This is a genomic window from Neobacillus camarae (assembly GCF_054950115.1).
The window spans coordinates 560,077-585,171 of record NZ_JBUCKX010000001.1 but is presented as its reverse complement, the minus strand read 5'-3'; the positions used below and the strand labels follow the sequence as shown (position 1 = coordinate 585,171).

Here is a 25,095-nt window from a genome sequence, read left to right as displayed (position 1 = left end):
TCCCCAAACATGCTTAAAATCATCCTATGCGCTGCATGAAGGAATTATTTATTGGGTTAGGAGAAACATTAGAGTATGGCCTCATGATTTGAAAAAAATTTACTGCAGATTTTACCTAATTGCAGCTTTTTTTCGGGCAGTATAAAATAAGGGCTGATGTTCTTATTACCCAAAATTTGTTGATATTGCTTGGATTGTTTGTACATCCTGCCTCCTGATAATACATGTATAATTTCAATCGGTACTTCATTCAAATAAACTGTTTCCTCCGTATTGAAAACAATTTTTTCAATGGCTGTCCAATCCATCTGAAAGGCGTCTTCTAATTCACGAATTAGCCTTTTATAAAAGAACTTATGTTCCTTCTCTTGTTCCAGATGGTATTTTAATGAAAGAATTGGATTGATTAGTAAGACCGATCGAATATTGCTATAGATTCTTTGCATTAGCTTCACTGCCGTTAACGCACCCATTCCTTCTGCTAAAATATGAATCTTGTTGTTTAAAATTTCACTTCTAATGACGTGGTGGTAAAGTTGTTCTGCCAGTTCTACCGCTGCATCACTTCCCCAGTTGCGCCCATACAGATTGGAGGAAAATATCGTGTATCCCTTTTCTTTCAACTCGTTAATAATCGCCAGTTTCCCTTCATTTTGTGCCCAAAAACATTTATTTTCTTCCACAAAATGCCTTTCATCGCCAATCACTAGGACCCCAAATCCGGTTGGTTTTTCAGGGTAATAGACAATATTCCATTGGGTGCCCATTAGAAAACTCCGACTTTCCATTGGTATAACTCCTTTTACATATTTCCTCACCATATATTGTATGATTAACCCCATAATTTGAAAGGAAATTTGCCTATTTTTCCCCATTTCCTTTTATTAATTGTTTTATTATTTCAACTTCTTATGGTAATATTATATGGAGTAAATTAGGCAGGTGAATATTATGCGGGTTATTTGGACATTTTTCTGGACTTTTCTTTTAACGGAAATGCTAACATATGTGGTTAGTTCCATGTCAGGTGTAGAAGTTAACTTAGTCACTGGTGCTATTCTTTCTGTCGTTGTGACCATTTTCATTTTCATTATCACTGCAATCATTCCAAACGAACCGGTCCATGAACATTAATAATGTTTAAAAGAGGTCTTCCCTTTTGTAAATGGGAAGACCTTTCTCTTTTTCTTAAGCATTGACGGATAAATGTAACTGGCCGCCCGCGACGGATATTTGAACCGTCGAGCCGTCATGCACTTTCCCGGCAATGATTTCACGCGCAAGCTTTGTTTCAATATTTCTTTGAATGTACCGTTTAAGTGGCCTTGCGCCATATATTGGGTCAAATCCATTAACCGCAATGAATTCCTTCGCATCTTCAGCGATGGTAATGTGAATTTGCTGTTCCTTTAATCTATTTTGCAATTCTTTTAACATCTTAACAACTATGTTCTTGATTTCACCTAATGATAATGGTTTAAATAGTATTGTTTCATCAATCCGGTTCAAGAATTCGGGACGGAAATGGGCTCTTAATTGGCCCATCACTTTTTCACGGGCGGATCCGGAAATTTCACTTTCATCCTCAGACCGCTCCAGTAAAAATTGCGATCCGATATTCGATGTCATGATAATAACAGTATTTTTAAAATCTACAACCCTTCCCTGTGAGTCGGTAATTCTTCCATCATCAAGTGCTTGAAGAAGGATATTGAATACTTCTGGATGGGCCTTCTCTATTTCATCCATCAATATAACGGAATATGGCTGCCGTCTGACTGCTTCCGTGAGCTGCCCCCCCTCCTCATACCCCACATAGCCCGGAGGGGCACCAATCAAGCGGGAAACCGCATGTTTTTCCATGTACTCAGACATATCTATCCGAATGATATGCTCTTCGCTGTCAAATAGTGCCTCGGCCAAAGCTTTTGCCAACTCCGTCTTACCAACACCAGTCGGTCCCAAAAACAGGAACGAGCCGATTGGACGATTTGGGTCCTTGATTCCGGCACGGGCACGCAGGACAGCATCCGCTACCAAATTTACAGCTTCATTTTGGCCAATGACCCGTTCTTGGAGGATTGACTCCAAACGTAGTAATTTTTCCCGTTCCCCTTCGACCAATTTAGCGAGGGGAATCCCGGTCCACCTGGAAACGATTGATGAGATTTCTTCTCCGGTCACTTCCTCGCGAAGAAGCCGGTTATCGTTTTCCGCCGCAGATTCGAGCTCTTTCAGTTCTTTTTCCTCCATGGGGATTAGACCGTGCCTAAGCTCAGCTGCCCTGTTTAAATCGTACTTATCCTCTGCCTGCTGAAGCTCACGCCGTAATTTTTCCAACTGTTCTCGTTTCTCCTGCAATTTTTGGATTTTCTGCTTTTCATCTAGCCATTTGGCTTTCTTTGCATTTGCCTGTTCCCGTAAGTCCGCCAATTCCTTTTGTAGTGTTTGCAGCCTTTGTTTGCTGATATCATCCTGTTCCTTAAGCAAAGCTGCCTCTTCTATTTCCAATTGCATGACTCTCCGGGTTACTTCATCTAGCTCGGTCGGCATGGAATCAATCTCCGTTCGAATCATCGCGCAAGCCTCATCGACAAGATCTATCGCTTTATCCGGTAAAAATCGATCCGTAATATACCGGTCAGATAAAGTGGCTGCCGTCACCAAGGCTTGGTCATGGATTTTTACTCCATGGTGCACTTCAAATCGTTCTTTTAATCCACGTAAAATGGAAATGGTATCTTCGACATTTGGTTCCTGGACAAGCACCTGTTGGAAGCGGCGTTCGAGCGCCGGATCCTTCTCAATATATTTCCGATGTTCGTCAAGTGTGGTAGCTCCAATACAATGCAATTCTCCTCGTGCAAGCATAGGCTTTAACATGTTGCCTGCATCCATGGCTCCTTCTGTTCTGCCCGCACCGACAATCGTATGAATTTCATCAATAAATAGAATGATTTGCCCTTCACTTTTTTTAATTTCATTTAAAACTGCTTTTAATCTTTCTTCAAATTCGCCTCTAAATTTGGCTCCAGCGATTAAGGAACTCATGTCCAAAGAGAATATCGTCTTATCCTTTAGGCCTTCCGGAACATCCTTCCGAACAATCCGCTGGGCCAGTCCTTCCACAATCGCTGTTTTCCCTACCCCTGGCTCTCCAATTAAAACTGGATTATTCTTGGTTTTTCGGGATAGAATGCGGATGACGTTGCGGATTTCCGCATCCCGGCCAATAACCGGATCGAGTTTACCTGCCCTCACTTCAGCCACAAGGTCCCTGCCATATTTTTTTAGTGCATCATAACCTGCTTCCGGGTTTTGCGTTGTCACCCTTTGATTCCCCCTTATTTCCTTGACAGCTTTCCATATATCTTCTGCAGTAATGCCAAAAGACCGGATCACCTTGTATAAATCCGATTCGTTCGCTTGGGTGCCTGCCAAAAGAATATGCTCTGCCGATATGTACTCATCGGAAAATTTTTTCATGATTTCTTCCGCGTTGACCAGCAGTTTTTGGAGCTTCCCAGTGATATACAATTTCCCTTGTTCGGCACCTGCTCCGGTAACTTGCGGCTTTTTTGCGAGTATATCTGTTAATTTATTTTGAACTTGTTTAGAAGGCAAGCCTGCTCTTTCTAAGATGGCCGTAATTAAACTATCCTCTTGGCCCATTAATGATAAGAATAAATGGGGTTCGTCAATTTCTTGATGATTATTTTTTATTGCCAGTGTTTGGGCGTCCATTAATCCTGATTGGGTCCGTTCTGTCATTCGATTCAAATCCATGACATATCACCTTCTTTGACCTTTCTTGACCTATTTTCATTATAAAACATTTGATATTTAAATGTAAAATTTAGTTAAGCCTATTCAAGAAAGAAACCTAAATTGATGTTGTTAATCATTCGCTCACCTGGCACTGATTAGCCTACGCATGTAAAAAGCCATCCGGATGGATGACTTGTTTACTTTATGGTTTTCGTGCGTATGTCCAAATTCTTTCGTCATTGGCTGTTTCAGGAAAACGCTCCCCGGCTTTTAGCTTGATCCTTTTCGGATTGACGACCGGGCTTCCAGTGTCACCCACTTCAATATAAATGCCGTTATTAGGGGCTTTTTGCCCCGAACGAAATTGACGATTTTGGCCCATTCGATTCCCTCCTTAACTTACATTCATATTATTTCCGTTTGGCATAAGTCCATTAAAGGAATTTCTTGTATTTTTTCACTATACGGAAATAATATTTCCCAAGGAATAATACAACAGTTTTGACGATTGTATGAACTTATTCAACAATTATTGCCAATTAATCTTCATTAACAATATAATTATAGTAATTTCTAGAGAGATCCAACTTTGTTTGTTAATTTTGGGATATCTCACTAAAGGTGGTTATTCGTATGCAGTTAACTAAAGACCTACCCGTTACATTAGCCCATCTATTCGAGACCGTCCACCATACAAGGAAAATGGAAAAAGGAATGTTTTTATTCCAAGAAGGAATGAAGGCGGATGAATTATATATTGTTCAAAGCGGGATTCTGCAGCTTAGCAAAATGATTCCTGATGGCAGGGAACTCACATTAAAACTGTGCTCCTATGGAGATTTCACAGGAGAAATCAACCTATTTTCTTCTTCACCCAAACACATGTTTAGCGGTCGAGTGATTGAAAGCGGTGTTGTGGCTGTAATTATGAAAAATGACCTTGAGGAAAAACTTTCAATGAACCTTCCACTTGCTCTTGAATTCATCCAATGGATTAGCCTGGAATACCGGAAAACCCAAACAAAGTTTCGCGACTTGGTTTTACATGGCAAAAAAGGGGCACTGTACTCGACATTAATCAGAATCAGTAATAGCTATGGAATCAAAACAAATAAAGGGATTCACATTGATTTGCCCCTAACAAACCAAGAATTGGCAAATTTTTGCGGCACATCAAGAGAAGTCGTTAATCGGTTACTCAGTGAGCTGCGAAAATCCGGCATTATCTCCATTGAAAAAGGGACCATTACCATTCATGATATCCACTATTTACGAAAAGAAATTGACTGTGAGGACTGCCCTATTGAAATTTGCAAAGTTAATTAAAAAAATCGGTCTCATAAAAGACCGATTTTTTAATTGATAAGAATTTGTATTGCCATAATGATGAAAAAGATGGCGGAATTTATAATCTCGTATATACCTATCTGTTTAGGTGAGAGCTTCCGCCCGTAAAATAAAAACGCCCTTGTTAAACTTGGCAAAAATGCCAAGGCCACGATCAACTGCCCCAATACCAGCGTAACAATCATCACAAGTATATGATAAATCCATGATATCCATTTATACTTATTATTGTTCTTCTCTCGAATCATAGTTTTTACATAAAAAGTACTGCCGATAAAAAATAATATCGATGATAGCCATGAAAAAAGAATGGTATGGAGTGTAATCGTTCCGGAACCAAAATAACTGCTGGCCAGTCCCGCCATGGAAAATGCCACTACGGCACTAATATCGTTTAGAAATGCTCGATCACGTTTAATGGATGAAAAATATGCATTAATCACAAAAAATGGAATCATTGCAAAACCAAAATAAATAATGGTTGGATCTTTCACGAGAGGGAAGGAAAGAAATGCTAATGCCAAAACAAGATAAATGGATGACCATTTGATATAAAACCGCATTTTTTTTCTTTTGAATAAAAAAAGTAACGGATAGGTAGCCAGATATAAAAAGAACCAACCTATGAAAAAAGGAATATGCTGCCATACAAATCCTCCATCCATCACCCCAAGCCAAAATGGAATAATCAGCATTGCCCATGCCCCATGCTGTTTTGGTATAAAAAGCTTCATTTTACATACACTCCTTGTCTTCCTTTTCTTTACTATAACCGAACACGGCGGGAGATATTGTGAACCACGTCACATAAAAAAACAAAAGAAGACCCTAGCCTTCTTTTGTTGCTGATAGGAAAGTATATAACTTTCAGGCATAAGTGCACCTACGCCTCTTTTTTCACCCGAGTGGGCTAGCCAATCGGCGAATTTTCTTTATCAATATTTTTTAACAATTGTGCAACCCGGCAAACGGCCAATTCATCATGTATGAAAAAGTGTGGGATAGTTAAATGTTGAATGAAAGGTTCTAACTGTTGCTGCCAATATCCAATCACCACTACATTGGGAACCGAATCAAGTAATAGAAGATCATCCGTGTTCCTCAAGAATAACAGCTTTGGGTACTCTTTCTCCTTGTAACCTTCAATGAGGACCACACCTGGATGAAACATACTTATTAGATCAATTTGCTCTTTTAAAGAATAACCTGAATAGTCCGCTTGCAGGATGAGCCTGCCTCCCCCTTCAACACTGGACACAATGGCACCAGCTTTCAGATATTTGGTGGAATCCTTTTCTCCTGAAATATCCGGTTTGCCGCCGTGGCCATGATGTTTAATCACAGCCGTTTTAACTCCTTGCTCTGTCAAATATTGAATCAGTTTTTCAATGAAAGTGGTTTTGCCGCTATTTTGATACCCGACGACCTGAAAAATAATGGGGGTCACCAAGGCCATTCACTGCCAGTCTGATCTTCCAGCATAAGAACATCTACTTCGGTACCCGAAGTATAACCTCTCGTCCCTCCCGGAAGAATAGTTAGGGAATTGGCCCCGGCTAGGCTCATGATAATATTGGACTTATCCAATCCACTTGGAGTAACCTTCAGTTTTCCAGACTCAATATATAGTGAACTCCGGACAAATCTTGTAAAGGGATTGGCTTTTGGAAAATCCGCTTCAAGGATGGCTGCTTCTCTCCGTAGGTGAGGGGCATTTGAATATAGCATAGTTCGGATAATCGGACGTGCGAATAATTCAAATCCCACATAACACGCGGAAGGATTGCCTGAGAGTCCAAATAAGATTTTTCCGTTTGATTGTGCAACGGTTGTGACACTCCCTGGCCGCATAGCAACCTTATTAAATAGGACCTTGGCCCCCAATTTATCATAAATTTCAGGGAGATAATCAAAGTCCCCAACTGATACCCCGCCGGTGGTGATTAAAATGTCAACTTTATTAAGAGCATTTTTTATGGCCTCGAAGCAGGTATCAAACTCGTCCGGCAATTTTCCAAAATAACGGACTTCTCCTCCGGCTCTTTTAATTTGAGCCGCAATCATGTGTGAATTGCTGTTGCGAATTTTCCCAGGTATTAGTGGCTCATCAACTTCCAACAATTCCGTTCCGGTTGCAAATAAACCGACAACCGGTTTTCTAGCAGCAGGAACCTGATGGTACCCAAACGTTGCCAAGACGGCTTGGATACCAGGATTAATCAGAGTTCCTTTTTTCACAAGTATCTCTCCTTCTTTGGCATCTTCGCCCCTAAAGGATACATTTTCACCTTTTTTAAAACTTCGCTTGATGGTAAAATATGGTCCTTCCTCTTTCTCAAAAGGGTGGACCAATTCAAACATGACCACTGCATCTGTTCCTTCAGGCATCATCGCGCCTGTCATGATTCTGACAGCTTGGTTTTCTTTTACTTGTTTATCCGAGACCATTCCGGCCCCAATATGATCGATGACTTCAAAGTCCACTGGGTTTGATTGGGAGGCATGCATGGTATCAATTGACCTGACAGCAAATCCGTCATATGGGGCCCGGTCAAAATGCGGCACATCACTTGTGGCCACGATATCCTTTGCCAAAAACCGTCCATAGCTCTGATCCAGCGGTATGTATTCGACTGCCCCTTCTACGGGACATTCCATAATCTTTTTAACTGCTTCCCCTATGGGAATGGGTTGTCTTCTTTCAAACAATCTCATCGGCTCCTTCTAAAAAACTGCTGGTCGTTAAAACAATTAAATTCATTATAAGCCTACAAAAATCTTTCCAACATAGCAAATGTCACAAATTCCATTGTTTTATTACGAAAAAAATCACCCAGTAAATCAGAAGGGTGTGATTTAAGTCACCATGTTTAGTTTCCTATTCGATTATCCTTAGATTAAGAAGCAATTCTAACTAAGGAGGAATTTAATATGACCTTTCCGTTTTCAGAGACTACGCTAGTTAAAGATATAGTAAACGAATTACCAAAAACGAGTGACGTGTTTAAGCGTAACCGTATTGATTTTTGCTGTGGGGGCAACATACCGCTGTCAGAGGCAGCTGCCCAAAATAGCCTGGACCTTAAAGTTCTATTGGATGAACTGAAAGTTGTCTATGAAAAGAATGAAAATGGTGAAAAGGATGTGGAAATATGGACCCAATCTGATTCCAACACCATAATTGAACATGTCATTGCCAATTACCATCGAGTATCGGAAGAAGAATTGACGATGCTTAGCCCATACGTCACAAAAGTATCCCGTGTGCATGGCTCCAATCATCCGGAATTGCTAAAAGTTTATGAGCTCTACTATGAATTCAAGAAGGAACTATTGGAACATATGGCTAAAGAAGAAGCAGTTGTTTTCCCATTAATCCGTAAGCTTGCTGACAATACCATTGAAGACCGTGATCAAGCCATTAATCTAATTATCGAACTTGAGAAGGAACATGATCATGCTGGCGAAATTTTACGGCAGATTCGTGCGGTTACATCTGACTTTGCACTTCCACACGATGCCTGCAATACTTACCGCTTAGTATACAATCGTCTGGAAGAACTTGAAGCATTGACTTTCATGCATGTCCATCTTGAAAACAATATCCTGTTTCCAAGATATATTGCCTAAGTGATACAATAAACTTGTTAAAAAAACTCTCTTCATGGTGAAGAGAGTTTTTTTACTATTAAAAGTACAACTGTAAATTTTCAACCGCCGATATAGGACATTTCAATTTTTTTGCGGTTTTTAGCCATTTCTTCTGTTCTTTCATCGGAATATCGATCGTTACGTCCATTCCATATGTTTATGATTCTGTGTGAAATTTCCTCATCAGATGCACCGTTTCTCATAAAGTTCCGAATATCATGCCCATTGCCATTAAACAAACAAGTAAATAGTTGGCCATTAGCAGAAAGGCGGGAACGGGTGCAGCTTGAGCAAAATGATTCTGAAACGGATGTAATAAACCCGACCTTTACTCCGGTATCTTTATAACGGTAATGTTTGGCTACTTCACCAAAGTACGCCGGGTCCACTGGCTCCATTTCAAACTGGTCCTTTAAAATTTCATATATTTGTTTTTTGGTTATCACATCATCCATTTTCCAGCCATTTGTAGAACCAACATCCATATATTCAATGTACCGCAGCTCCAAACCATTTTCTTTACAAAAAGCAGCCATTGGAACAATCTCAGAATCATTGAGGCCCTTTTTTACAACCATGTTTACCTTGACTCCTAATCCAGCTTGTTTGGCTGCTTCAATTCCTTCTAGAACAGGTCCTGTTCCTACACCACGACCGTTGATATTCCCAAACAATTCATCATTCAAGCTGTCAAGGCTTACATTAACCCGTTTTAGTCCGGCCTGTTTCAGCCTTTCTGCCAGTTTAGGGAGCAGGACACCATTAGTGGTTAATCCTAGGTCACTTAGCCCTTCAATTGCAGACAGTTTTTCAACGAGAACTGGCAAATCCCTGCGGAGAAGCGGCTCACCGCCCGTTAACCTGATTTTCTTTACTCCGAGACTTACAAATATTTTGGCAAGCCGTTCAATCTCCTCGTATGTTAAGAGGGCACTTCTGGGAAGAAACTTGAAATCTGGCCCAAATTGGTCAGCCGGCATGCAATATTGGCAGCGGAAATTGCAACGATCTATAACTGAAATTCTTAAATCGCGTAATGGTCGGTTTAATTGATCTGTAACGATCAAATTTTCCATTTCATCAACTCCATATTAAAGGAAGTTAGTTTTATATCCATTGTATCAGATAACCCAGAGAAAAAACTGTTATATTATTCACTATTACAATACTTTTTATCTTTTTCTTAAACAAGTTTTCACTATATTGTCATTGTTTACTTCGTTTTCGTGACTAAATTTACTTTAAAATATGGTTATAGAGAGTGAGACTGAACTTTTTTAATGCATGAATTTTTTGAAGAGGTGATATTAATGATCACACAGGTGAAACCTACACATTCCATTGAAATAAAAGAATTGTTAAAATTTGCAGACCACACATTCAAAAGTGAACGAGGGCGTTACTTATTTCAAGAAGGGGCTTCCGCCGATGAGTTATATGTCATCATTTCCGGTAAAATCCAAATCAGCAAAGTGACCTCCGATGGACGTGAGCTGTATTTAAGAATTTGCGGGGAAAACGATATTTGCGGCGAATTAACGCTTTTCACTGAACATCCTAAATACTTGTTCAGCGCAATGGTAATAGAAGATGGAGAAATAGCTGCCATTAAAAAGGATGTTATTGAAAGAAAGATTTTCGAAAATAGTGCACTTGGTTATGAATTTATGAAGTGGATGAGCGATCATTTCCGAAAAACCCAAACCAAGTTCCGCGATTTAGTCCTCCATGGAAAACGCGGTGCGCTTATTTCAACGCTTATACGGATGTCCAACAGTTATGGGGTCAACAAAGGGAATGAAATTCTTATTGATTTGCCGTTGACTAACCAGGAACTCGCCAATTTTTGCGGCACTTCCCGAGAAAGTACCAATCGGATTCTAAGCGAATTAAAGAAAAACAACATTATTGCCATTAAACGAGGAAAAATATCGATATTGGATTTACAATATTTAAAAGATGAGATTGGCTGTGAGAATTGTCCCGCCATCTATTGCAATATTGAATAAAGCTGGCATTGCGCCAGCTCTTTTTTTGTGCCGAAATCCTCCCGGATACCTTGGGGGGACGCAATCAAACCGATTGCTCCCGTGCCGGCTTTAGTTAAAGGTTTGCTTGTTTTTCCCGCAGTGCTTTAGGAATATAAACGCAAAATGGTTCACTTTCTAGATAATCCCCCGTCATCGCGTAAGCGCGTGACCTTGAACCTCCGCAAACATAACGAAATTCACAAACCCCGCATTTGCCTTTAAAGGAGTCTGGGGCTCGTAACGATTTAAAAATCGGTGACTCTCGATATATCTCAGCAAGAGGTGTTTCTCGGACATTACCGGCCTTAACCGGAAGCAGTCCACTTGGATAAACATCGCCAATATGGGAAATAAACACAAATCCATTTCCATCATTTACACCTTTTGGTGCTCTTCCCAAACCATCGATTGAACCTGTTAAACCTTTTTCCGTCAATGCATTCAAGTAATCAATTTCATCATGTTTGGATTTTGCTTCCCGCATTTTTTGCTGAATCACTACACGACGATAATGCATGGCTTCGGTTGTTTTAATATCAAATGGCACCCGTTTACTAAGCTCGTAAAGCCATCGTAACACCTTCTCGTGTTCAACGGGAGATATCATATCGGATACTTGTCCCCTGCCTGTCGGTACGAGAAAAAAGACGCTCCATAACACACATTTCAGTTCTTCCACTAAATTTGCCATCTCTTCTAAGTATTCATAGTTATATCTCGAGATGACTGTATTGATTTGTACTGGAATTTCCAGTTCATGCAGGTAGCGGATTCGTTCCATTGTCAAATCAAAGGACCCTGCGGTACCGCGGAAATGGTCATGGATCTCGGCATTAGGTCCGTCAAGACTAAACGCCCAGCGGGATAGGCCTACTTCTTTCGCCTTTTGAATGGCCTCTTTCGTTACATTGGGTGTAGCACTTGGGGTCATAGAAACCCGCACCCCTTTATCCACCGCATATTTGGCTATTTCGAATACATCCGGCCTCATAAGCGGGTCGCCGCCGGTAAAGACCAGCAGTGGATTATTCATTTCATATATTTGATCAATTAAGTTCTTACCTTCTTCAAACGTAAGCTCCCGAGGATCTCTTGTGTATTGGGCATCGGCACGGCAATGCAGGCATTTTAACTGACAAGCGCGCGTTAGTTCCCAAATGACAATAAACGGATCCTTATTAAATTCACGGTTAAAATTCATTGTTATGCCCTCCTAAGTACAGCTAGCAACCTGAACTAGATTTGATACTCATCATTATAAAGATGAATATAGGAGAAAGAAGTGAACTATCTCACAGTTCGCAACACAAAAAAAGCGTCAGGATGTCACCCGACGCTTTCGTGTAGATTTTTAAAATAGATTCTTAGGATATGGTAATAATTTCGTATTGGGCGGCAAGGTCAATAAAATCAGCCATGCCACTGATTTTTCCAGCTGTCAATTTATCGGTAACACCATAATGGTCCGCACATGTTTTACAGGCTAATATATCAACACCCTTTTCTTCCAGTTCCTTTAAATGTACCGATACTAATGATTCTTCGGTCATCGTCAAAACCCCACTGTTCATGCAAAAAACAGCTTTCGGGAGCTCTTGTTTTTGCTTAAGGATGGTAAAAAAGGTTTCAAGAATATTCTCACCTAGTTCTTGGTCCCCTCTTCCCAGTTGATTGGAGCTAACTAAAATTACCTTGTTATTCATCGGCTATTGTCTCCTTAACGAATTCCTAAAGCAATTTTTGCGTAGCGTGACATCATATCTTTGTTCCAAGGTGGATTCCAAACAATATTTACATCTGTTTCTTTAATTTCAGGAATATCAGCTATAGCTCGTTTCACTTGATCCACAATCGTACCGGCCAGCGGGCAGCCCATTGCCGTTAAGGTCATCGTAACCGTTAATTTTCCTTCATCGTCCATTTCCAAATCATAAACCAATCCCAAGTTTACTATATCAATCCCGATTTCAGGGTCAATAACCAGTTCCAAAGCACCCATAATATTTTCTCTTAATTCTTCATTCATATTGATTTCACTCCTGTTTATTTTTAAAATGGCTCTGTTAAACAATAATTTTGATTTTTTTCACTCTGTTGAATGGAGCTGATAAGCTCGACTCCTGCGGGAGTACGGGGCTGGGGAGACCCGCAGGCGCTTCCAGCACCGAGGAGGCTCCCCCGGCACGCCCGCGGGTTCGCTGAGCGCCTTTCGCTGCAATCAACAGCCAAATTTAACAATTCTTTAAATTTTACATGTCCCTCTATATAGTATAGAGTGAATTCAAACATTTTAGTGTGAATTTTTTTACACCCATGATACAAACTTGTTAACATAGTGAATATAGTTATAAATAATTCCATTCCGCATATGAATTTTTTATGTTTTTAGTTTAACATGAAGATAAAATTTTTCCTAAAAGAACGCTTAATTATGAAAATACACATTAAAGAGGGATTGAAATGGCCGAAAAACACTTAATTGCATTGGATTTGGATGGAACCTTATTAAAAGATAATAAGACAATATCGGAAAAAAATAAACAAGTTCTCAAAAAAGCAAAAGAAGCGGGACATGTTGTGATGATCGCTACAGGGCGGCCTTACCGGTCAAGCGAAATGTACTATCGGGAACTGGAACTCGATACTCCTATTGTTAATTTTAATGGGGCATTCACGCATCATCCGTTAGACGAAAACTGGGGATTTTATCATGAACCACTTGATATTAAAGTGGCAAAGGACATCGTGGAGGCGTGCCGCAGCTTTCAATTTCATAATATTATTGCCGAAGTAATGGATGAAGTGTATTTTCACTATCATGATGAAAAATTATTGGAAATTTTCAGTTACGGTAATCCCAAAATTACTACCGGTGATTTAACAAACTTTCTGCAAGATTCTCCAACTAGCATGCTGATACATACAGAGGAGGATCAATTGAAGAAAATCCGCAATCATTTAGCAGATGCTCACGCCGAAGTGATTGAACAACGGAGCTGGGCAGCACCATGGCATGTCATTGAAATTATTAAAACCGGATTAAACAAAGCGATTGGTCTTAAAAAAGCAGCCGATTATTATGGAATCCCCCGTGACAGAGTGATTGCCTTTGGCGATGAGGATAATGATTTGGAAATGATAGAGTATGCTGGTCGCGGGGTTGCCATGGGCAATGCGATCGACCAGCTGAAAAATATTGCCAGTGATGTCACATTGTCCAATGAAGAAGACGGAGTCGGAGCCTATTTGGCAAATTTGCTTAATATTAAGTAGCGACATTCCTTGATGAACCCTTTATAGTTTGCACATACTACATTTGAGGCAGCCATGCTGTTTCAACCTGAGCTTTGAAGCATATTGGAGGGATTCGAATGGGTAACAAATCCAGACGCTTTATCCAGCAAGGGAAGGATTCGGTCAACAAACATGCAGAACGAATACCTTATCACATGACCTACGCTGAAGCGGAAGCCCAGAAAATGGCTAACGTGCACAGGTCCCCGCTTGGAGGAATGTAACAATGGGTAACCAATTGTTCCAGGAAGCACGCAGATTTGTTGAGATGGCCATTACAGCCAGCCCAGAAGACCGCGATACCGCAGTGGCAAAGGCGAAAAATGCATTAAGCTCCGCTTATGCTAATTCGACCATCGCGGAGCAAAGCCAGCTCCAAAAAATGCAACAAGAGCTTGATCAATTAAGGTAGCAAAAAGCGGAAGCCTTGGTGCTTCCGCTTTTTGCGTTTAAAACCTTTCTAAAACAACCGGATATTCATATATGATTTGCCCGTTTTGCTTCCGTTGATAGAAGTGAAACATTAGTGTTCCGTTATCCGGCAGCCTTCCTGAAGGGATCCGCACAGAAATACTGAACTGTTGCCACTCCGTTTTTTTTCCACCTGCCAGAACCTTCTGCTCCTCAATATATTGATTATGGCCATCTTCAACAGTGTAAAAGAATCCTTCATTTGCTTCACCCTTGACAGTATAAGTTCCGTTCCCTCCTGATACCATCACATTTCGGATACCTGGAAAATGCACTACTTCATTTGCGTCGGTATTTAACATTAGAGGAAAGAAAATCAAGAGTATACAAATTAGAATACGCATAAATTCCCTCCTGAATCTTACGTTTGAATTTTTCCAAGAAGAGTGACCTAATCCTTACGAAAAAATCCGTAGACATTGGTTGTTTCTATAATATTGGTAAAGGCATTAGGGTCAACTTCCTTTATGACCCTCTCTAAATCAAACAACTCATATCTCGTAATGACTATCATCAGCAAATCTCTTGTTTCGTTGGAAAATGCCCCTTTGGCAGGAATCATGGTAATTCCTCTAACGAGTTTTGCTTGAATGGCTTTTTTCAATTCATCTGCTTTTTTGGTAATTATAAAAGCCGTGAGTTTCGCGTACCGTGTGTGGATAGCATCAATGACCCTTGTTGAAGTGTACAAGAAAACTAATGTATATAACGCTTTTTCCCAACCATACAGAAACCCTGCCGTAATGATGATGAAAAAGTTTAAAATAAACATGTAAGGACCGATTGGTTTATCTTTGATTCTTGACAGCACCATTGCAATGATATCCAGACCACCTGTCGATGCCCCCCATTTTAAAGTTATTCCAATACCTGCAGCCACGATGACTCCCCCAAAAACCGAATTTAGCAGGATATCGTTCGCAATCGGCTTCACCGGAATAAGTTCTAGGAACAAGGACGATAGGGCCACACTTAGGAAACTGTATATCGTAAAAGATTTTCCGACCTTTTTCCACCCCAAAGCTGCAACCGGAATATTTAAAATAAGCAGTAACAGTCCCATTGACACATGAAACGATGTATAATCACTTATCACTCTTGAAAGCAATTGGGCAATCCCGGTAAAACCGCTGGAGTATATATCCGCCGGGACTAAAAATAAATTCATTCCGGCTGCATTTAATAAGGCACCAATCACCACGATGCCAATTTTCCTTATTTGAAGCCAAACCAATATAAATCCCCCTTTTTTCCTGTTAACCATTAAGGTAATTGTATTTTTTATCCGAAACCGCTAAACTGAATATGATAGATTTTTGAAAGCAGGTGAGCTTCATGCAGGTAAAGATACTCGCTGATAGCGCATGCGATTTACCGAAAAGTTTTTATGAAGAAAACAACGTGACATTATTACCTTTAAAGGTCCATATAAACGGAGAAGAATATGAAGATGTAAAAAACGTCGATCCCAAAACCGTATATGATGCAATCAGGAGCGGTCAAATCCCGAAAACATCACAGGCCTCTCCCCTTTTATTCGAGGAAACCTTTACAGAAATGGCAGAAAAAAATGAGTCTGGCATATACATAGCCTTTTCTTCCCAATTATCAGGCACATATTCTACCGCTGTTATGATTCTTGACCAAGTAAAGGAAAAATATCCAAATTTGGATTTAACGATTGTCGATACTAAATGTGCTTCCCTGGGGCAGGGATTAATCGTTATGGAAGCGGCACGCCTCGCTGCCGCCAATACTCCGAAAGATGACATTTTAAAAGATGTCCTGTTCCGTGTCCGACATATGGAACATATTTTTACCGTTGAGGATTTGGATTATTTGGCAAAAGGGGGACGTGTCTCCAAAGCTTCGGCATTTCTTGGTGGTTTACTGAACATCAAACCGATATTGAATATGGAAGACGGAAAGCTTGTCCCGATTGAAAAGATTCGCGGCCAAAAAAAGGTCTGGCGCCGGATTATAGAAATCATGAAAGAACGAGGCAATAACCTTTCAAGCCAAGTGATTGGAATCAGTCATGCCGATAACGAGGAAATGGCAATAGAAATGAAATCAATGATCGAAGCCGAATTTCAGCCCAAACAGGTGTACATTTCTGCTATTGGCGCTGCGATTGGGGCTCATACAGGGGCAGGAACCATTTCCATATTCTTTTTAAATGAAATACCACAATAAAATTTAAGCAAAAAAAGGAGTGAGGTTACCTCACTCCTTTTACTTATGGTCTGTTTTCTTTGAATATTGACTTTTACCCATTTGACGATTCTTTTCCGCAAGCATGTTTTTTTCATGGTTAAACGCATTTGCGTCTTTTGCTTTTTTATCATTATCTGAAGTGTGCGGCATATAGTTTGCTCCTTTCCAATGATTCAAATTTAGTGTGAATCAAACTGGAATAGAGTATGTACCGATATTATTGTTTCTTTTCATAAGTCCAGCCATTCTCTTGGTAGACTTTATTTTCCTTTAACAATTTTCCTAAAGCCCGTTTGAACGCAGCCTTGCTCATTCCAAACCGTTCCTGAATGTCTTCAGCCATGCTTTTATCGCTGTACGGCATCGCCCCATTCCGGCCCATCAAATAATCAAGTATTTTTGTGGCGTCTGCGTCTAGAGATTCCTGTTTCCTGGCAAGCAGGGAAACATTAACCGTACCATCTTCCTTCACATCAATAACCCGGCCTTCCACTCTTTCCCCCAGACGCGGTTCCGTATGTCTCTGTGATTCATGAATAAATCCTTTATAGCCTTCAATCGTATAAACCCAGCTTCCGACTTTGGCAGTCCGATATATGTGGCCTTGGACATTTTTGTTAAAAATGCTGCGATCTGCTTTAATAGAAATATCTTTTATCACCTGGTCACTGGCCAGCTTTGCATAAAGAAGAAAGGTACGATTGACTCTTAAGGTAATATAGACCAAATCTCCTTCCTTTGGCCAAACCGATTTATGCGCAGGCAAGTCATCCTTCCCCAACAAGATATCCTTTGGTAAGCCTATATTGATAAAAACGCCGATATCTGGCTGAACATCTGTTACCTTCACCCATGCATATTGGCCAACGGACACTTCCGGAATAAAAGACGAAGCAGCCACTCTTCCTTCCGAATCCACATAAAGAAATACCTCTATCTCGTCGCCTTCCTCTAATGGATGCTTGGCTTGGTTTTTATGGAGCAGAACATCTTCTTCCTCATCATTTGTTAAAAAATATCCAAAGTCTGTGATTCGAGCTGTTTTTAGTACGGTTGTCTGCCCAATGAATTCTTTTAATGACATCTATCATTCCCCATTTCTTTAGGAGCTTTTTAGTAGTTTAAACATGATTTTATTTTTCTATTTGACCTGACGTTGATTCTTTAACATGACAGGCTATTCTTGTTCGAACTGCTATATTTTACTATAATGTAGGGATAAAGGGAAACTTTATCAGGGGTTGATCCCAATAAGTAAATGATGGAGGTTTTGACATGTCTAAAGACAGCTCATTCGATATTGTATCCAAAGTAGACTTTTCTGAAGTGACAAACGCTGTAACCCAAACAATGAAAGAGATTAGCACCCGCTACGATTTTAAGGGGAGCAAAAGCAATGTGACACTTGAAAAAGAGGAACTGGTCCTTGTCTCTGATGATGAATATAAAATGGAACAGTTAAAAGATGTGTTACTTAGTAAGCTCATCAAGCGCGAGGTTCCCATCAAAAACCTCGACTACGGAAAATTAGAAGGGGCTTCCGGCGGCACTGTCCGGCAGCGGGCCAAGCTGGTTCAAGGGATTGATAAGGAAAACGCAAAAAAAATTAATACGATTATTAAAAACAGCGGAGTTAAGGTAAAAACCCAAGTCCAAGATGACCAAATACGTGTCAGCGGCAAGAGTCGTGATGATTTGCAAAAAATCATCTCCTTGATTCGGGATGCCGACCTCAGCGTAGACGTCCAATTTATTAACTATCGATAGCAGCATAAAGCTTCCGCTTTATGCTTTTTTCATTCTTCAACATAATTTCCGGCACATTTCTTAAACTAATAATCGTAATGAATTGTGTGGAGGTTAAAAAAATGAGCAGCAATCAAAATCAAAAGAAGCAAAGTTTTCCGCCACAGCACCAAAACAGACAGCCTGGAATTGAAAGTGAAATGAATCCAAGACCGCTTTCCGATGGTCCTGCGTATAAAGCAGCCGGCAAGTTGGCCGGTAAAACAGCCATAATCACAGGAGGGGACAGCGGTATCGGGAAAGCCGTCGCGATACATTTTGCCAAAGAAGGCGCGGATGTTGGAATCGTGTACTTAAATGAGCATCAGGATGCAGAGGAGACAAAGAGATCAATAGTGGCAGAAGGCCGCAAATGCCAGCTTTTTTCCGGAGATATCGGGGACGAAGAATTTTGCCTGCAGGTTGTTCAAAAAACGATCGATGAATTCGGGAAGCTCGATGTCCTTGTTAATAATGCGGCTGAACAGCATCCGCAAAAAAGCTTATCGGATATCAGTTCAACGCAATTAGAAAGAACGTTCCGAACCAATATTTTTTCTTACTTTTACATGACGAAAATGGCCCTCCCCTATTTAAAGCAAGGGGCATCGATCATCAACACGGCATCGATCACTGCTTATGAAGGGAGTGAACAACTCCTGGATTATTCTGCGACAAAAGGTGCCGTCGTCAGTTTTACCCGATCTTTAGCCATGTCTTTGGCAAAGGACGGTATCCGCGTCAACGGTGTTGCACCAGGACCGATTTGGACACCGCTTATACCTTCCACTTTTTCCGCCGAACAGGTGGCATCATTCGGGTCCAATACCCCAATGGGAAGAGCAGGCCAGCCATTTGAACTTGCGCCAAGTTATGTTTTTCTTGCATCAGATGACTCTTCCTATGTCAGCGGGCAAATGATTCATGTAAATGGAGGAACCATTGTCGGGGGATAGGTCTAATAATACTATAAAAAGCATCAAGGTTTATCCTTGATGCTTTCCATGTTATGCCCTGTTCTGTTTTCCCCGTTTGATAATGAAGAGCAGGAACAATAATATTAATAACACAGATATAATGGTCACCGTAATATACGGCAGGTTGAACCCGGTTTTATCTGCCAATAGGAATATTTCAGAATTGTCCCGGTCTATGATCAGCATATATTCACCTTTCTGGCTGCGAACCACATTATCACTCAGCAATGAGCGAAGTTCTTTGTTCCCTTCCAATTGGTCGCTCGTTAATGTCACATTTTGTGATTCTCTCGTATTATTGATGGCAATGACAGTTGTTACTCCTTTATATTCCCTCTTATAGACTGCCATCCCGTTTTTGTCATACAACACCGTGAAGGTTCCCCGCGTTAATGAAGGCTGTTCTGCTCTTACTTCCGCAATGCGGGTGATATAATCAATCAGTTCTTTTTCTGCCCGAAAGCTCATTAGCCTGCGGTTATCCGGAGTCTCACCGCCCGTTAAAGCAATTTCTGTTCCATAATAAACCACTGGGATGCCGGGGGTTGTATAGAGATACGTCAAGGCTGTCTTCCAACGGGAACCGGGAAACTGCCTTTCCTCCACGATGTCACCAGTAAATCTTGTTGTATATTCATCATCAAAGAAATTTGCCGCCAGCGGCTGTTGTTGCGGCGTAACTGTCTTAAATGAGTGATTGGTAGTAGCAAAAACCTGCCGCAGTTTTCCGCTTTGAGAATAATCAAATAAGCTGTCTATACCGGCATTTTGATATTGTTCCAGGTTCACATTTGTATCTTTGGAGGGAATTCCTAAAAGAAAAAGGTTGTCTTTTTCGCCCTTTACCTCATCCGTAAACTGCTTCCAAAAATCCATCGGTACCCGGTTAACATCAGGAAGGCTATACCCGTCAATATCCGTATTCTTAATCCACCACTTTGCCGCATCAATTAGATATTGGCTCACCTCAGGATTTTCTTGGTTTAAATCAGGCAAACCATCCACCCAGCCGTTCTCGGCTTGCTCTTGGTTTGTCCAATCTACATTTTCTTGTTGTTTATGGTACCAATCCCGTTTATCTGGGTCATTTACCCACGGGTGATTTTTGGCCGTGTTATTGGCAACGAAATCAATCAGCACCCTAATCTTCCGTTTATGGGCTTCCTTGACCAGCGTTTGAAACTCTTTCAGGGTTCCAAAATGCTCGTCCACTTTGTAAAAATCCGTAACCCAATAACCATGGTACCCGCCATTTGCGTTTTCAAAAATGGGAGATAGCCGGATTGCTGTAAACCCCATGCTTTTTATGTAATCCAGTTTATCGATGATCCCTTGAAAATCACCGCCATTATATTGATTAGGATCATTTGTATTAACATCCAAATTATTTTTCTGGACCGAATCATTGAACCGATCCACCATAATGGAATAAATGGTTTCATCCTGCCACTGACGATCCTTTTCATTTACCTTTGCGTTGGCAGGCATTGCCGATAGTAAAAAAAAGATTAAAACAAATGGAATTATTTTATTCATGTAATTTCCCCCTATAAAAAAGAAGGGGATTCCCCCTTCCCTACACTCATTTTATACGAATACTCTATATATTCCAAATGGAATAACTGATTTTGTGTAATTAGTTCACTATATTAATATTATAGTCCTTGAACCATGTGTGGAGCTGCACAAAGTACGCTAATAGCTGTGGACCTGTCATCAACTGGCCAAACCATGGTTCCTGAAAAGAAGCCCCTCCTGATTCTACCAGTCTTTCTAATTGGTTTTTATCGAATATCTCATGTAATGCTGAAGAGGAATCTTGAAGTATCTCCTTCATCCATTTTTGTACCATGGAAGTATATTCTGGGTTATGTGTTTTAGGATATGGACTCTTTTTTCGATACAGGACTTCCTCAGGCAATATTCCTTCAAATGCCTTGCGAAGAATTCCTTTTTCCCTGTTGCCGTGCATTTTAATATCCCATGGGATGTTCCAAACATACTCCACCAATCGATGGTCGGCAAACGGAACCCTTACCTCCAGGCTCGCTCCCATACTCATCCTATCTTTGCGGTCAAGAAGTGTTGTCATAAACCAAATCATATTAATATAGAATAACTCCCGGCGTTTTGATTCTTCCAAACTTTCTCCCTCTAATTTAGGGGTTTCGGCAATGGTTTGGCGATATTGACTGATTGAGTACTCCGCCAGGTTCAAACGTTCCCGCCAATATGGGTTCAATAAACTCTCCCGCTCTGACACTGAGCGCATCCACGGGAAACCTGCCCGCTCGAGGTCCTGTTGCCGACGGAACCACGGGTAGCCCCCAAAGATTTCATCCGCGCATTCCCCGGATAAGCTCACCGTAAAATCTTGTTTTATCTCCTTGCAAAACCATAACAGCGATGAATCGACATCCGCCATTCCTGGCAAATCCCGTACATGAACAGCTTCCGTTAAATCATGGACCAATTGTTCCTGTGTAATGATCTTTTTATGGTGTTCGGTAGCGAAATGCTGCTTTATTAACTTGATATATTTCTCGTCAGAGTCTGGCTGGAATTCACTTGCGGTAAAATGCTTATCGTTGCCCTCATAATCAATGGAATAAGTATGAAGCTGCCCTCTTCCTTCTGTTTCGAAACCTTTAGCAGCAATAGCGGTTATGATACTGGAATCAAGTCCTCCCGATAAAAATGTGCACAACGGGACATCCGATACAAGTTGTCTTGTAATGGCATCACTGACTAGGTGTCGGACCCTTTCCGCTGTTTCCTCTACCGTTTCTTGATGTTCCACACTTTTCACATTCCAATACCGCCAAGTTTTTAAACCATTTTTGGAAAATACCAACGCATGAGCAGGTCTTAATTCATTAATTCCTCTAAACACCCCTGAACCGGGCGACCTGGACGGGCCAACCCCCAGCACTTGGGCCAAGCCTTCTCGTGTGATTTCTGTCTTTACTTCGGGGTGAGCAAGGATGGCTTTAAGCTCGGAGGCAAACAATAATCCTGATTTATGTTCTTTAAAGAATAATGGTTTTACCCCCAAGCGGTCACGGCCAATAAATAGCTGTTCTCTTTTGCTGTCCCAAATAGCAAAAGCATAAATTCCATTTAAATGATTTACACATTCTTCAGCCCATTCTATATAGGCAGTTAACAGAACTTCAGTGTCAGAATGACCTTTAAAGGAATATCCTTTAGTAAGGAGAATTTTGCGCAGGTCTTCTGTGTTGTACAACTCTCCATTATAACAAATGGTATAACTAAAACCTTCTTTCTGTTTGGACATGGGCTGCCTTCCTCCAGCGGGGTCCACTACTATAAGGCGTTTATGACCAAAAGCCACATGAGTATCCGTCCAAATATTGGTTTCATCAGGACCTCGCTTTGAGAGGGTTTGGGCCATGCTTGTTAAGATATCGGTTTGATTTTTTAATGGTTGTTGAAAATCAATCCAGCCTGATATTCCACACATGTATCGTTGCTCCTTTCCGCTCGAAAAACTGGTGGTTTTTCTGACATGTTCTATACTATTCAGCCCAGATTAAATCGTTAATTGTCCAAAACAAAAAGCGCCTAGATCGTAAAAATACTATGGTAAATTACCTGACATCCATTTTTAATAAAATCCGGTTATAAATTTTCAGAAAGATGTCTAAAAAGAAGAGTGAAGTATCTGGCACGGAGGTAAACAATGAATCGACAGCAACGAATCCATCTATTGGATATTCAAAAGCGGGCATATACCGAGGGATCGGTGGAACAGATTAATGAACAATGGATATTTTTCGATGAGGAAACGGAAGAAGCTTCCATGTTAGAGGACCATCTGCAACAGGAAATAGAGATCTTTCGATTAAACCGGTGGAGAAAAGGGATATTGCTCGAGCCAGGTAAAATCCGTATTGGACACGATCTGGTCATGCTCCGTGACCATGATTTGGTAAGAATCAGAAAGCACTTGATTTATTCTCTTGAACGGTTGTTAGAGGGGATTAGTGATGATGCTTTTATCCAATTCGTCACTACCTTAAACTCGCTGAGCTTCTCAATTTTCGATTGTATATACTGTTATAATCATTTATCCTTTTTATCCGATGATAATCGTAAAGACGGGGTAAACTTCATGGTTTTTGACAACCAGGAACAAATCTGCAACGTACAGCACCATTTTTGCTATTTTGAAAAGGTGAATGACCGGTTTGAATTCACCTTAAACACTGGCAAACGTCTGATTATCGAGAAATTAATTTCATAATATGAGAGGCTGCCTTTTACTAATTTGGCAGCCTTATTCATTATTGCTTAGTTGCCAATGTATTTCGAGTAAAGAGATTTTGCTTTCACCAGGTCATTTGTTCCATGGATTAACACTCTGGCATCCTTAAACACAACCATTGTGATCTCCTCCTCAGGTGAAAACCTCAACAAGAATTCATTTGCTGTCACCTTCCCGCTCTTTCCTAGCTTTTCCGCCGTCATTTTTAAATCCATTATCCGCTGGCTTCCTGGATTCACTTGGACCGTATCCCGGCCACAAAGAGTCGAATAGGTCTCTTGAAGCACCGATGATCGATTAAGAAAGTCAAATTGTCCCTTTGCACAGGCAGGACAGTTCGGATTTTTTCCTTTGGAGATATCCATCTGCAGGGCCGCATGATCCCAAACATCTATTTGCTCCAAATTGGGAGTCGTTTGGTGCCCAGTTAACAATTTTATCGTTTCCATTGCCTGGAAAGAACCTATAATATCGGTCAACGGTGAAAGCACTCCAACGGTATCGCAGGTCTCCCCCATTCCCGCTGGAACAATTGGATATAAACATCGGTAACATGGGGTAATGCCAGGCTTAAACACCGCAAACATGCCCCTTGAACTTACGGCTGCGCCATGAACCCAAGGAATTCCAGACTTAACCGCCACGTCATTAATCAAAAACCTGGACATAAAATTATCCGTGCCATCGACAATGACATCCATCCCAGTCAATAAATTTTCTGCATTTTCGAGGTTCAAATCGGCAATGACGGCCTCAACGGTTACCGTGGAATTAATCTTCATTAATCTTTTTTGTGCGGCAACGGCTTTAGGCAAATTTAATTTGGCGTCCTCCTCATCAAACAAAGTCTGCCGCTGCAAATTGGACAGTTCCACTAAATCCCTATCAATCAAGCGGATATACCCTACCCCGGAACGGACTAGATGATTGGAAATAACCGTTCCCAGTGCTCCTGCACCCACAACAGCCACACGCGAATTCAACAAGTCTCTTTGTCCTGTCTCACCAATCCCAGCAAAAAGGATTTGCCTCGAATAACGGTCTAAATCACCCATGAAATTCCTCATTTCCACCCTTACTGTGAATTTCGTTATAACTCTATCCATATTTATCATAACAAAAGATGATTTTAAGTTCCCTACTAAGTTTTAATTTTAAAAATATTATAACAATGGTATAATAATAATTGGATTTTAAGGTAATTTTTTGAATTTCCTCTTAATCTATTAAGAGATTCCATCCTTTATATCAGGAAAGAAGGGATATC

The 25,095-nt window shown here is 40.7% G+C and carries 28 protein-coding genes; 11 read left to right on the top strand and 17 right to left on the bottom strand.

Annotated elements, in window-relative coordinates; translation table 11 throughout:
• Window positions 1-68: 68 nt before the first annotated feature.
• Window positions 69-788, bottom strand: coding sequence for a hydrolase (locus ACY8D0_RS02820; protein WP_462408974.1), 720 nt, complete (start codon window positions 786-788; stop codon window positions 69-71).
• 163 nt (window positions 789-951) lie between these two features.
• On the opposite strand from ACY8D0_RS02820, the gene ACY8D0_RS02815 reads away from it, so the two are divergent.
• Window positions 952-1,134: a YjzD family protein gene (locus ACY8D0_RS02815; RefSeq protein WP_462408973.1), complete on the top strand. Its 183-nt coding sequence runs from the start codon at window positions 952-954 to the stop codon at window positions 1,132-1,134.
• Between the two features lie 54 nt (window positions 1,135-1,188).
• Here the strand turns inward: ACY8D0_RS02815 and clpB are convergent, their stop codons facing one another.
• Window positions 1,189-3,786: an ATP-dependent chaperone ClpB gene (gene clpB / locus ACY8D0_RS02810; RefSeq protein WP_462408972.1), complete on the bottom strand. Its 2,598-nt coding sequence runs from the start codon at window positions 3,784-3,786 to the stop codon at window positions 1,189-1,191.
• A gap of 184 nt (window positions 3,787-3,970) precedes the next feature.
• Window positions 3,971-4,150, bottom strand: a complete 180-nt coding sequence (locus ACY8D0_RS02805) for a YjzC family protein (protein WP_462408971.1) — start codon at window positions 4,148-4,150, stop codon at window positions 3,971-3,973.
• Window positions 4,151-4,401: 251 nt separating this feature from the next.
• On the opposite strand from ACY8D0_RS02805, the gene ACY8D0_RS02800 reads away from it, so the two are divergent.
• Window positions 4,402-5,094 carry a Crp/Fnr family transcriptional regulator gene (locus ACY8D0_RS02800; protein WP_462408970.1) on the top strand — a complete coding sequence of 231 codons (693 nt, stop codon included), beginning with the start codon at window positions 4,402-4,404 and terminating at the stop codon, window positions 5,092-5,094.
• A gap of 29 nt (window positions 5,095-5,123) precedes the next feature.
• On the opposite strand, the gene ACY8D0_RS02795 is transcribed toward ACY8D0_RS02800, so the two are convergent.
• From ACY8D0_RS02795 to ACY8D0_RS02785, 3 genes are all read right to left on the bottom strand, one after another.
• Window positions 5,124-5,849, bottom strand: coding sequence for a YwiC-like family protein (locus ACY8D0_RS02795; protein ID WP_462408969.1), 726 nt, complete (start codon window positions 5,847-5,849; stop codon window positions 5,124-5,126).
• A gap of 176 nt (window positions 5,850-6,025) precedes the next feature.
• Window positions 6,026-6,571 (bottom strand): molybdopterin-guanine dinucleotide biosynthesis protein B, encoded by a 546-nt coding sequence (gene mobB / locus ACY8D0_RS02790; protein ID WP_462408968.1) that lies wholly within the window; start codon window positions 6,569-6,571, stop codon window positions 6,026-6,028.
• Window positions 6,559-7,824 carry a molybdopterin molybdotransferase MoeA gene (locus ACY8D0_RS02785; protein WP_462408967.1) on the bottom strand — a complete coding sequence of 422 codons (1,266 nt, stop codon included), beginning with the start codon at window positions 7,822-7,824 and terminating at the stop codon, window positions 6,559-6,561. The genes mobB and ACY8D0_RS02785 overlap by 13 nt, the downstream gene beginning before the upstream one ends.
• Window positions 7,825-8,046: 222 nt before the next feature.
• Here ACY8D0_RS02785 and ric point away from each other — a divergent pair, with 222 nt between their 5' ends.
• The gene (gene ric / locus ACY8D0_RS02780; RefSeq protein ID WP_462408966.1) at window positions 8,047-8,745 is read left to right on the top strand and encodes an iron-sulfur cluster repair di-iron protein; all 699 of its coding nucleotides are present in this window, start codon (window positions 8,047-8,049) and stop codon (window positions 8,743-8,745) included.
• An 80-nt stretch (window positions 8,746-8,825) separates the two neighbouring features.
• Here ric and moaA read toward each other — a convergent pair whose 3' ends face one another.
• Entirely contained in the window at window positions 8,826-9,842 is a 1,017-nt protein-coding gene (gene moaA, locus ACY8D0_RS02775; protein ID WP_462408965.1) for a GTP 3',8-cyclase MoaA, read from the bottom strand.
• Window positions 9,843-10,076: 234 nt separating this feature from the next.
• On the opposite strand from moaA, the gene ACY8D0_RS02770 reads away from it, so the two are divergent.
• Window positions 10,077-10,775 carry a Crp/Fnr family transcriptional regulator gene (locus tag ACY8D0_RS02770; protein ID WP_462408964.1) on the top strand — a complete coding sequence of 233 codons (699 nt, stop codon included), beginning with the start codon at window positions 10,077-10,079 and terminating at the stop codon, window positions 10,773-10,775.
• A 94-nt stretch (window positions 10,776-10,869) separates the two neighbouring features.
• On the opposite strand, the gene ACY8D0_RS02765 is transcribed toward ACY8D0_RS02770, so the two are convergent.
• The 3 genes from ACY8D0_RS02765 to ACY8D0_RS02755 form a co-directional block, all read right to left on the bottom strand.
• A complete protein-coding gene (locus tag ACY8D0_RS02765) occupies window positions 10,870-11,997 on the bottom strand; it encodes a TIGR04053 family radical SAM/SPASM domain-containing protein (RefSeq protein ID WP_462408963.1) in 1,128 nt (375 codons plus the stop codon).
• A 163-nt stretch (window positions 11,998-12,160) separates the two neighbouring features.
• Window positions 12,161-12,499, bottom strand: a complete 339-nt coding sequence (locus tag ACY8D0_RS02760; protein ID WP_462408962.1) for a DsrE family protein — start codon at window positions 12,497-12,499, stop codon at window positions 12,161-12,163.
• A 14-nt stretch (window positions 12,500-12,513) separates the two neighbouring features.
• Window positions 12,514-12,822, bottom strand: coding sequence for a metal-sulfur cluster assembly factor (locus ACY8D0_RS02755; RefSeq protein ID WP_462408961.1), 309 nt, complete (start codon window positions 12,820-12,822; stop codon window positions 12,514-12,516).
• Between the two features lie 434 nt (window positions 12,823-13,256).
• On the opposite strand from ACY8D0_RS02755, the gene ACY8D0_RS02750 reads away from it, so the two are divergent.
• The 3 genes from ACY8D0_RS02750 to ACY8D0_RS02740 all read left to right on the top strand — a co-directional run bounded on the left by ACY8D0_RS02750 (window position 13,257) and on the right by ACY8D0_RS02740 (window position 14,502).
• Window positions 13,257-14,069: a Cof-type HAD-IIB family hydrolase gene (locus ACY8D0_RS02750; RefSeq protein WP_462408960.1), complete on the top strand. Its 813-nt coding sequence runs from the start codon at window positions 13,257-13,259 to the stop codon at window positions 14,067-14,069.
• 98 nt (window positions 14,070-14,167) lie between these two features.
• Window positions 14,168-14,314, top strand: coding sequence for a hypothetical protein (locus ACY8D0_RS02745; RefSeq protein ID WP_462408959.1), 147 nt, complete (start codon window positions 14,168-14,170; stop codon window positions 14,312-14,314).
• A gap of 2 nt (window positions 14,315-14,316) precedes the next feature.
• Window positions 14,317-14,502 carry a DUF3813 domain-containing protein gene (locus ACY8D0_RS02740; RefSeq protein ID WP_462408958.1) on the top strand — a complete coding sequence of 62 codons (186 nt, stop codon included), beginning with the start codon at window positions 14,317-14,319 and terminating at the stop codon, window positions 14,500-14,502.
• A gap of 37 nt (window positions 14,503-14,539) precedes the next feature.
• Here ACY8D0_RS02740 and ACY8D0_RS02735 read toward each other — a convergent pair whose 3' ends face one another.
• Both ACY8D0_RS02735 and ACY8D0_RS02730 read right to left on the bottom strand, forming a co-directional pair.
• The gene (locus tag ACY8D0_RS02735; RefSeq protein ID WP_462408957.1) at window positions 14,540-14,905 is read right to left on the bottom strand and encodes a Gmad2 immunoglobulin-like domain-containing protein; all 366 of its coding nucleotides are present in this window, start codon (window positions 14,903-14,905) and stop codon (window positions 14,540-14,542) included.
• A gap of 47 nt (window positions 14,906-14,952) precedes the next feature.
• Complete coding sequence (locus ACY8D0_RS02730) at window positions 14,953-15,795, bottom strand: YitT family protein (protein WP_462408956.1); 843 nt, start codon at window positions 15,793-15,795, stop codon at window positions 14,953-14,955.
• A 101-nt stretch (window positions 15,796-15,896) separates the two neighbouring features.
• Here ACY8D0_RS02730 and ACY8D0_RS02725 point away from each other — a divergent pair, with 101 nt between their 5' ends.
• Window positions 15,897-16,757 carry a DegV family protein gene (locus ACY8D0_RS02725; RefSeq protein WP_462408955.1) on the top strand — a complete coding sequence of 287 codons (861 nt, stop codon included), beginning with the start codon at window positions 15,897-15,899 and terminating at the stop codon, window positions 16,755-16,757.
• Window positions 16,758-16,796: 39 nt separating this feature from the next.
• On the opposite strand, the gene ACY8D0_RS02720 is transcribed toward ACY8D0_RS02725, so the two are convergent.
• Window positions 16,797-16,928 carry a DUF3941 domain-containing protein gene (locus ACY8D0_RS02720; RefSeq protein ID WP_462408954.1) on the bottom strand — a complete coding sequence of 44 codons (132 nt, stop codon included), beginning with the start codon at window positions 16,926-16,928 and terminating at the stop codon, window positions 16,797-16,799.
• A 67-nt stretch (window positions 16,929-16,995) separates the two neighbouring features.
• Complete coding sequence (locus ACY8D0_RS02715) at window positions 16,996-17,862, bottom strand: CvfB family protein (RefSeq protein WP_462408953.1); 867 nt, start codon at window positions 17,860-17,862, stop codon at window positions 16,996-16,998.
• Window positions 17,863-18,053: 191 nt separating this feature from the next.
• Here ACY8D0_RS02715 and ACY8D0_RS02710 point away from each other — a divergent pair, with 191 nt between their 5' ends.
• Window positions 18,054-18,545: a YajQ family cyclic di-GMP-binding protein gene (locus ACY8D0_RS02710; protein ID WP_462408952.1), complete on the top strand. Its 492-nt coding sequence runs from the start codon at window positions 18,054-18,056 to the stop codon at window positions 18,543-18,545.
• A 101-nt stretch (window positions 18,546-18,646) separates the two neighbouring features.
• Window positions 18,647-19,519, top strand: a complete 873-nt coding sequence (locus ACY8D0_RS02705; RefSeq protein WP_462408951.1) for an SDR family oxidoreductase — start codon at window positions 18,647-18,649, stop codon at window positions 19,517-19,519.
• A gap of 51 nt (window positions 19,520-19,570) precedes the next feature.
• Here ACY8D0_RS02705 and ACY8D0_RS02700 read toward each other — a convergent pair whose 3' ends face one another.
• Window positions 19,571-21,076 (bottom strand): alpha-amylase family glycosyl hydrolase, encoded by a 1,506-nt coding sequence (locus tag ACY8D0_RS02700; RefSeq protein ID WP_462408950.1) that lies wholly within the window; start codon window positions 21,074-21,076, stop codon window positions 19,571-19,573.
• A 100-nt stretch (window positions 21,077-21,176) separates the two neighbouring features.
• The gene (asnB, locus tag ACY8D0_RS02695) at window positions 21,177-23,024 is read right to left on the bottom strand and encodes an asparagine synthase (glutamine-hydrolyzing) (protein ID WP_462408949.1); all 1,848 of its coding nucleotides are present in this window, start codon (window positions 23,022-23,024) and stop codon (window positions 21,177-21,179) included.
• 219 nt (window positions 23,025-23,243) lie between these two features.
• Between asnB and ACY8D0_RS02690 the strand changes: the two genes are divergently transcribed.
• Window positions 23,244-23,807 (top strand): DUF2777 domain-containing protein, encoded by a 564-nt coding sequence (locus ACY8D0_RS02690; RefSeq protein WP_462408948.1) that lies wholly within the window; start codon window positions 23,244-23,246, stop codon window positions 23,805-23,807.
• 47 nt (window positions 23,808-23,854) lie between these two features.
• Here the strand turns inward: ACY8D0_RS02690 and ACY8D0_RS02685 are convergent, their stop codons facing one another.
• Window positions 23,855-24,883 carry a ThiF family adenylyltransferase gene (locus tag ACY8D0_RS02685; RefSeq protein WP_462408947.1) on the bottom strand — a complete coding sequence of 343 codons (1,029 nt, stop codon included), beginning with the start codon at window positions 24,881-24,883 and terminating at the stop codon, window positions 23,855-23,857.
• Between the last annotated feature and the right edge of the window lie 212 nt (window positions 24,884-25,095).

Excerpts from the sequence above, each read along its gene's own strand:
- ACY8D0_RS02820 (WP_462408974.1), bottom strand. The coding sequence starts at position 788 with ATGGAAAGTCGGAGTTTTCTAATGGGCACCCAATGGAATATTGTCTAT.
- ACY8D0_RS02815 (WP_462408973.1), top strand. The coding sequence starts at position 952 with ATGCGGGTTATTTGGACATTTTTCTGGACTTTTCTTTTAACGGAAATG.
- clpB (WP_462408972.1), bottom strand. The coding sequence starts at position 3,786 with ATGGATTTGAATCGAATGACAGAACGGACCCAATCAGGATTAATGGAC.
- ACY8D0_RS02805 (WP_462408971.1), bottom strand. The coding sequence starts at position 4,150 with ATGGGCCAAAATCGTCAATTTCGTTCGGGGCAAAAAGCCCCTAATAAC.
- ACY8D0_RS02800 (WP_462408970.1), top strand. The coding sequence starts at position 4,402 with ATGCAGTTAACTAAAGACCTACCCGTTACATTAGCCCATCTATTCGAG.
- ACY8D0_RS02795 (WP_462408969.1), bottom strand. The coding sequence starts at position 5,849 with ATGAAGCTTTTTATACCAAAACAGCATGGGGCATGGGCAATGCTGATT.
- mobB (WP_462408968.1), bottom strand. The coding sequence starts at position 6,571 with ATGGCCTTGGTGACCCCCATTATTTTTCAGGTCGTCGGGTATCAAAAT.
- ric (WP_462408966.1), top strand. The coding sequence starts at position 8,047 with ATGACCTTTCCGTTTTCAGAGACTACGCTAGTTAAAGATATAGTAAAC.
- moaA (WP_462408965.1), bottom strand. The coding sequence starts at position 9,842 with ATGGAAAATTTGATCGTTACAGATCAATTAAACCGACCATTACGCGAT.
- ACY8D0_RS02770 (WP_462408964.1), top strand. The coding sequence starts at position 10,077 with ATGATCACACAGGTGAAACCTACACATTCCATTGAAATAAAAGAATTG.
- ACY8D0_RS02765 (WP_462408963.1), bottom strand. The coding sequence starts at position 11,997 with ATGAATTTTAACCGTGAATTTAATAAGGATCCGTTTATTGTCATTTGG.
- ACY8D0_RS02760 (WP_462408962.1), bottom strand. The coding sequence starts at position 12,499 with ATGAATAACAAGGTAATTTTAGTTAGCTCCAATCAACTGGGAAGAGGG.
- ACY8D0_RS02755 (WP_462408961.1), bottom strand. The coding sequence starts at position 12,822 with ATGAATGAAGAATTAAGAGAAAATATTATGGGTGCTTTGGAACTGGTT.
- ACY8D0_RS02750 (WP_462408960.1), top strand. The coding sequence starts at position 13,257 with ATGGCCGAAAAACACTTAATTGCATTGGATTTGGATGGAACCTTATTA.
- ACY8D0_RS02745 (WP_462408959.1), top strand. The coding sequence starts at position 14,168 with ATGGGTAACAAATCCAGACGCTTTATCCAGCAAGGGAAGGATTCGGTC.
- ACY8D0_RS02740 (WP_462408958.1), top strand. The coding sequence starts at position 14,317 with ATGGGTAACCAATTGTTCCAGGAAGCACGCAGATTTGTTGAGATGGCC.
- ACY8D0_RS02735 (WP_462408957.1), bottom strand. The coding sequence starts at position 14,905 with ATGCGTATTCTAATTTGTATACTCTTGATTTTCTTTCCTCTAATGTTA.
- ACY8D0_RS02725 (WP_462408955.1), top strand. The coding sequence starts at position 15,897 with ATGCAGGTAAAGATACTCGCTGATAGCGCATGCGATTTACCGAAAAGT.
- ACY8D0_RS02720 (WP_462408954.1), bottom strand. The coding sequence starts at position 16,928 with ATGCCGCACACTTCAGATAATGATAAAAAAGCAAAAGACGCAAATGCG.
- ACY8D0_RS02715 (WP_462408953.1), bottom strand. The coding sequence starts at position 17,862 with ATGTCATTAAAAGAATTCATTGGGCAGACAACCGTACTAAAAACAGCT.
- ACY8D0_RS02710 (WP_462408952.1), top strand. The coding sequence starts at position 18,054 with ATGTCTAAAGACAGCTCATTCGATATTGTATCCAAAGTAGACTTTTCT.
- ACY8D0_RS02705 (WP_462408951.1), top strand. The coding sequence starts at position 18,647 with ATGAGCAGCAATCAAAATCAAAAGAAGCAAAGTTTTCCGCCACAGCAC.
- ACY8D0_RS02700 (WP_462408950.1), bottom strand. The coding sequence starts at position 21,076 with ATGAATAAAATAATTCCATTTGTTTTAATCTTTTTTTTACTATCGGCA.
- asnB (WP_462408949.1), bottom strand. The coding sequence starts at position 23,024 with ATGTGTGGAATATCAGGCTGGATTGATTTTCAACAACCATTAAAAAAT.
- ACY8D0_RS02690 (WP_462408948.1), top strand. The coding sequence starts at position 23,244 with ATGAATCGACAGCAACGAATCCATCTATTGGATATTCAAAAGCGGGCA.
- ACY8D0_RS02685 (WP_462408947.1), bottom strand. The coding sequence starts at position 24,883 with ATGGGTGATTTAGACCGTTATTCGAGGCAAATCCTTTTTGCTGGGATT.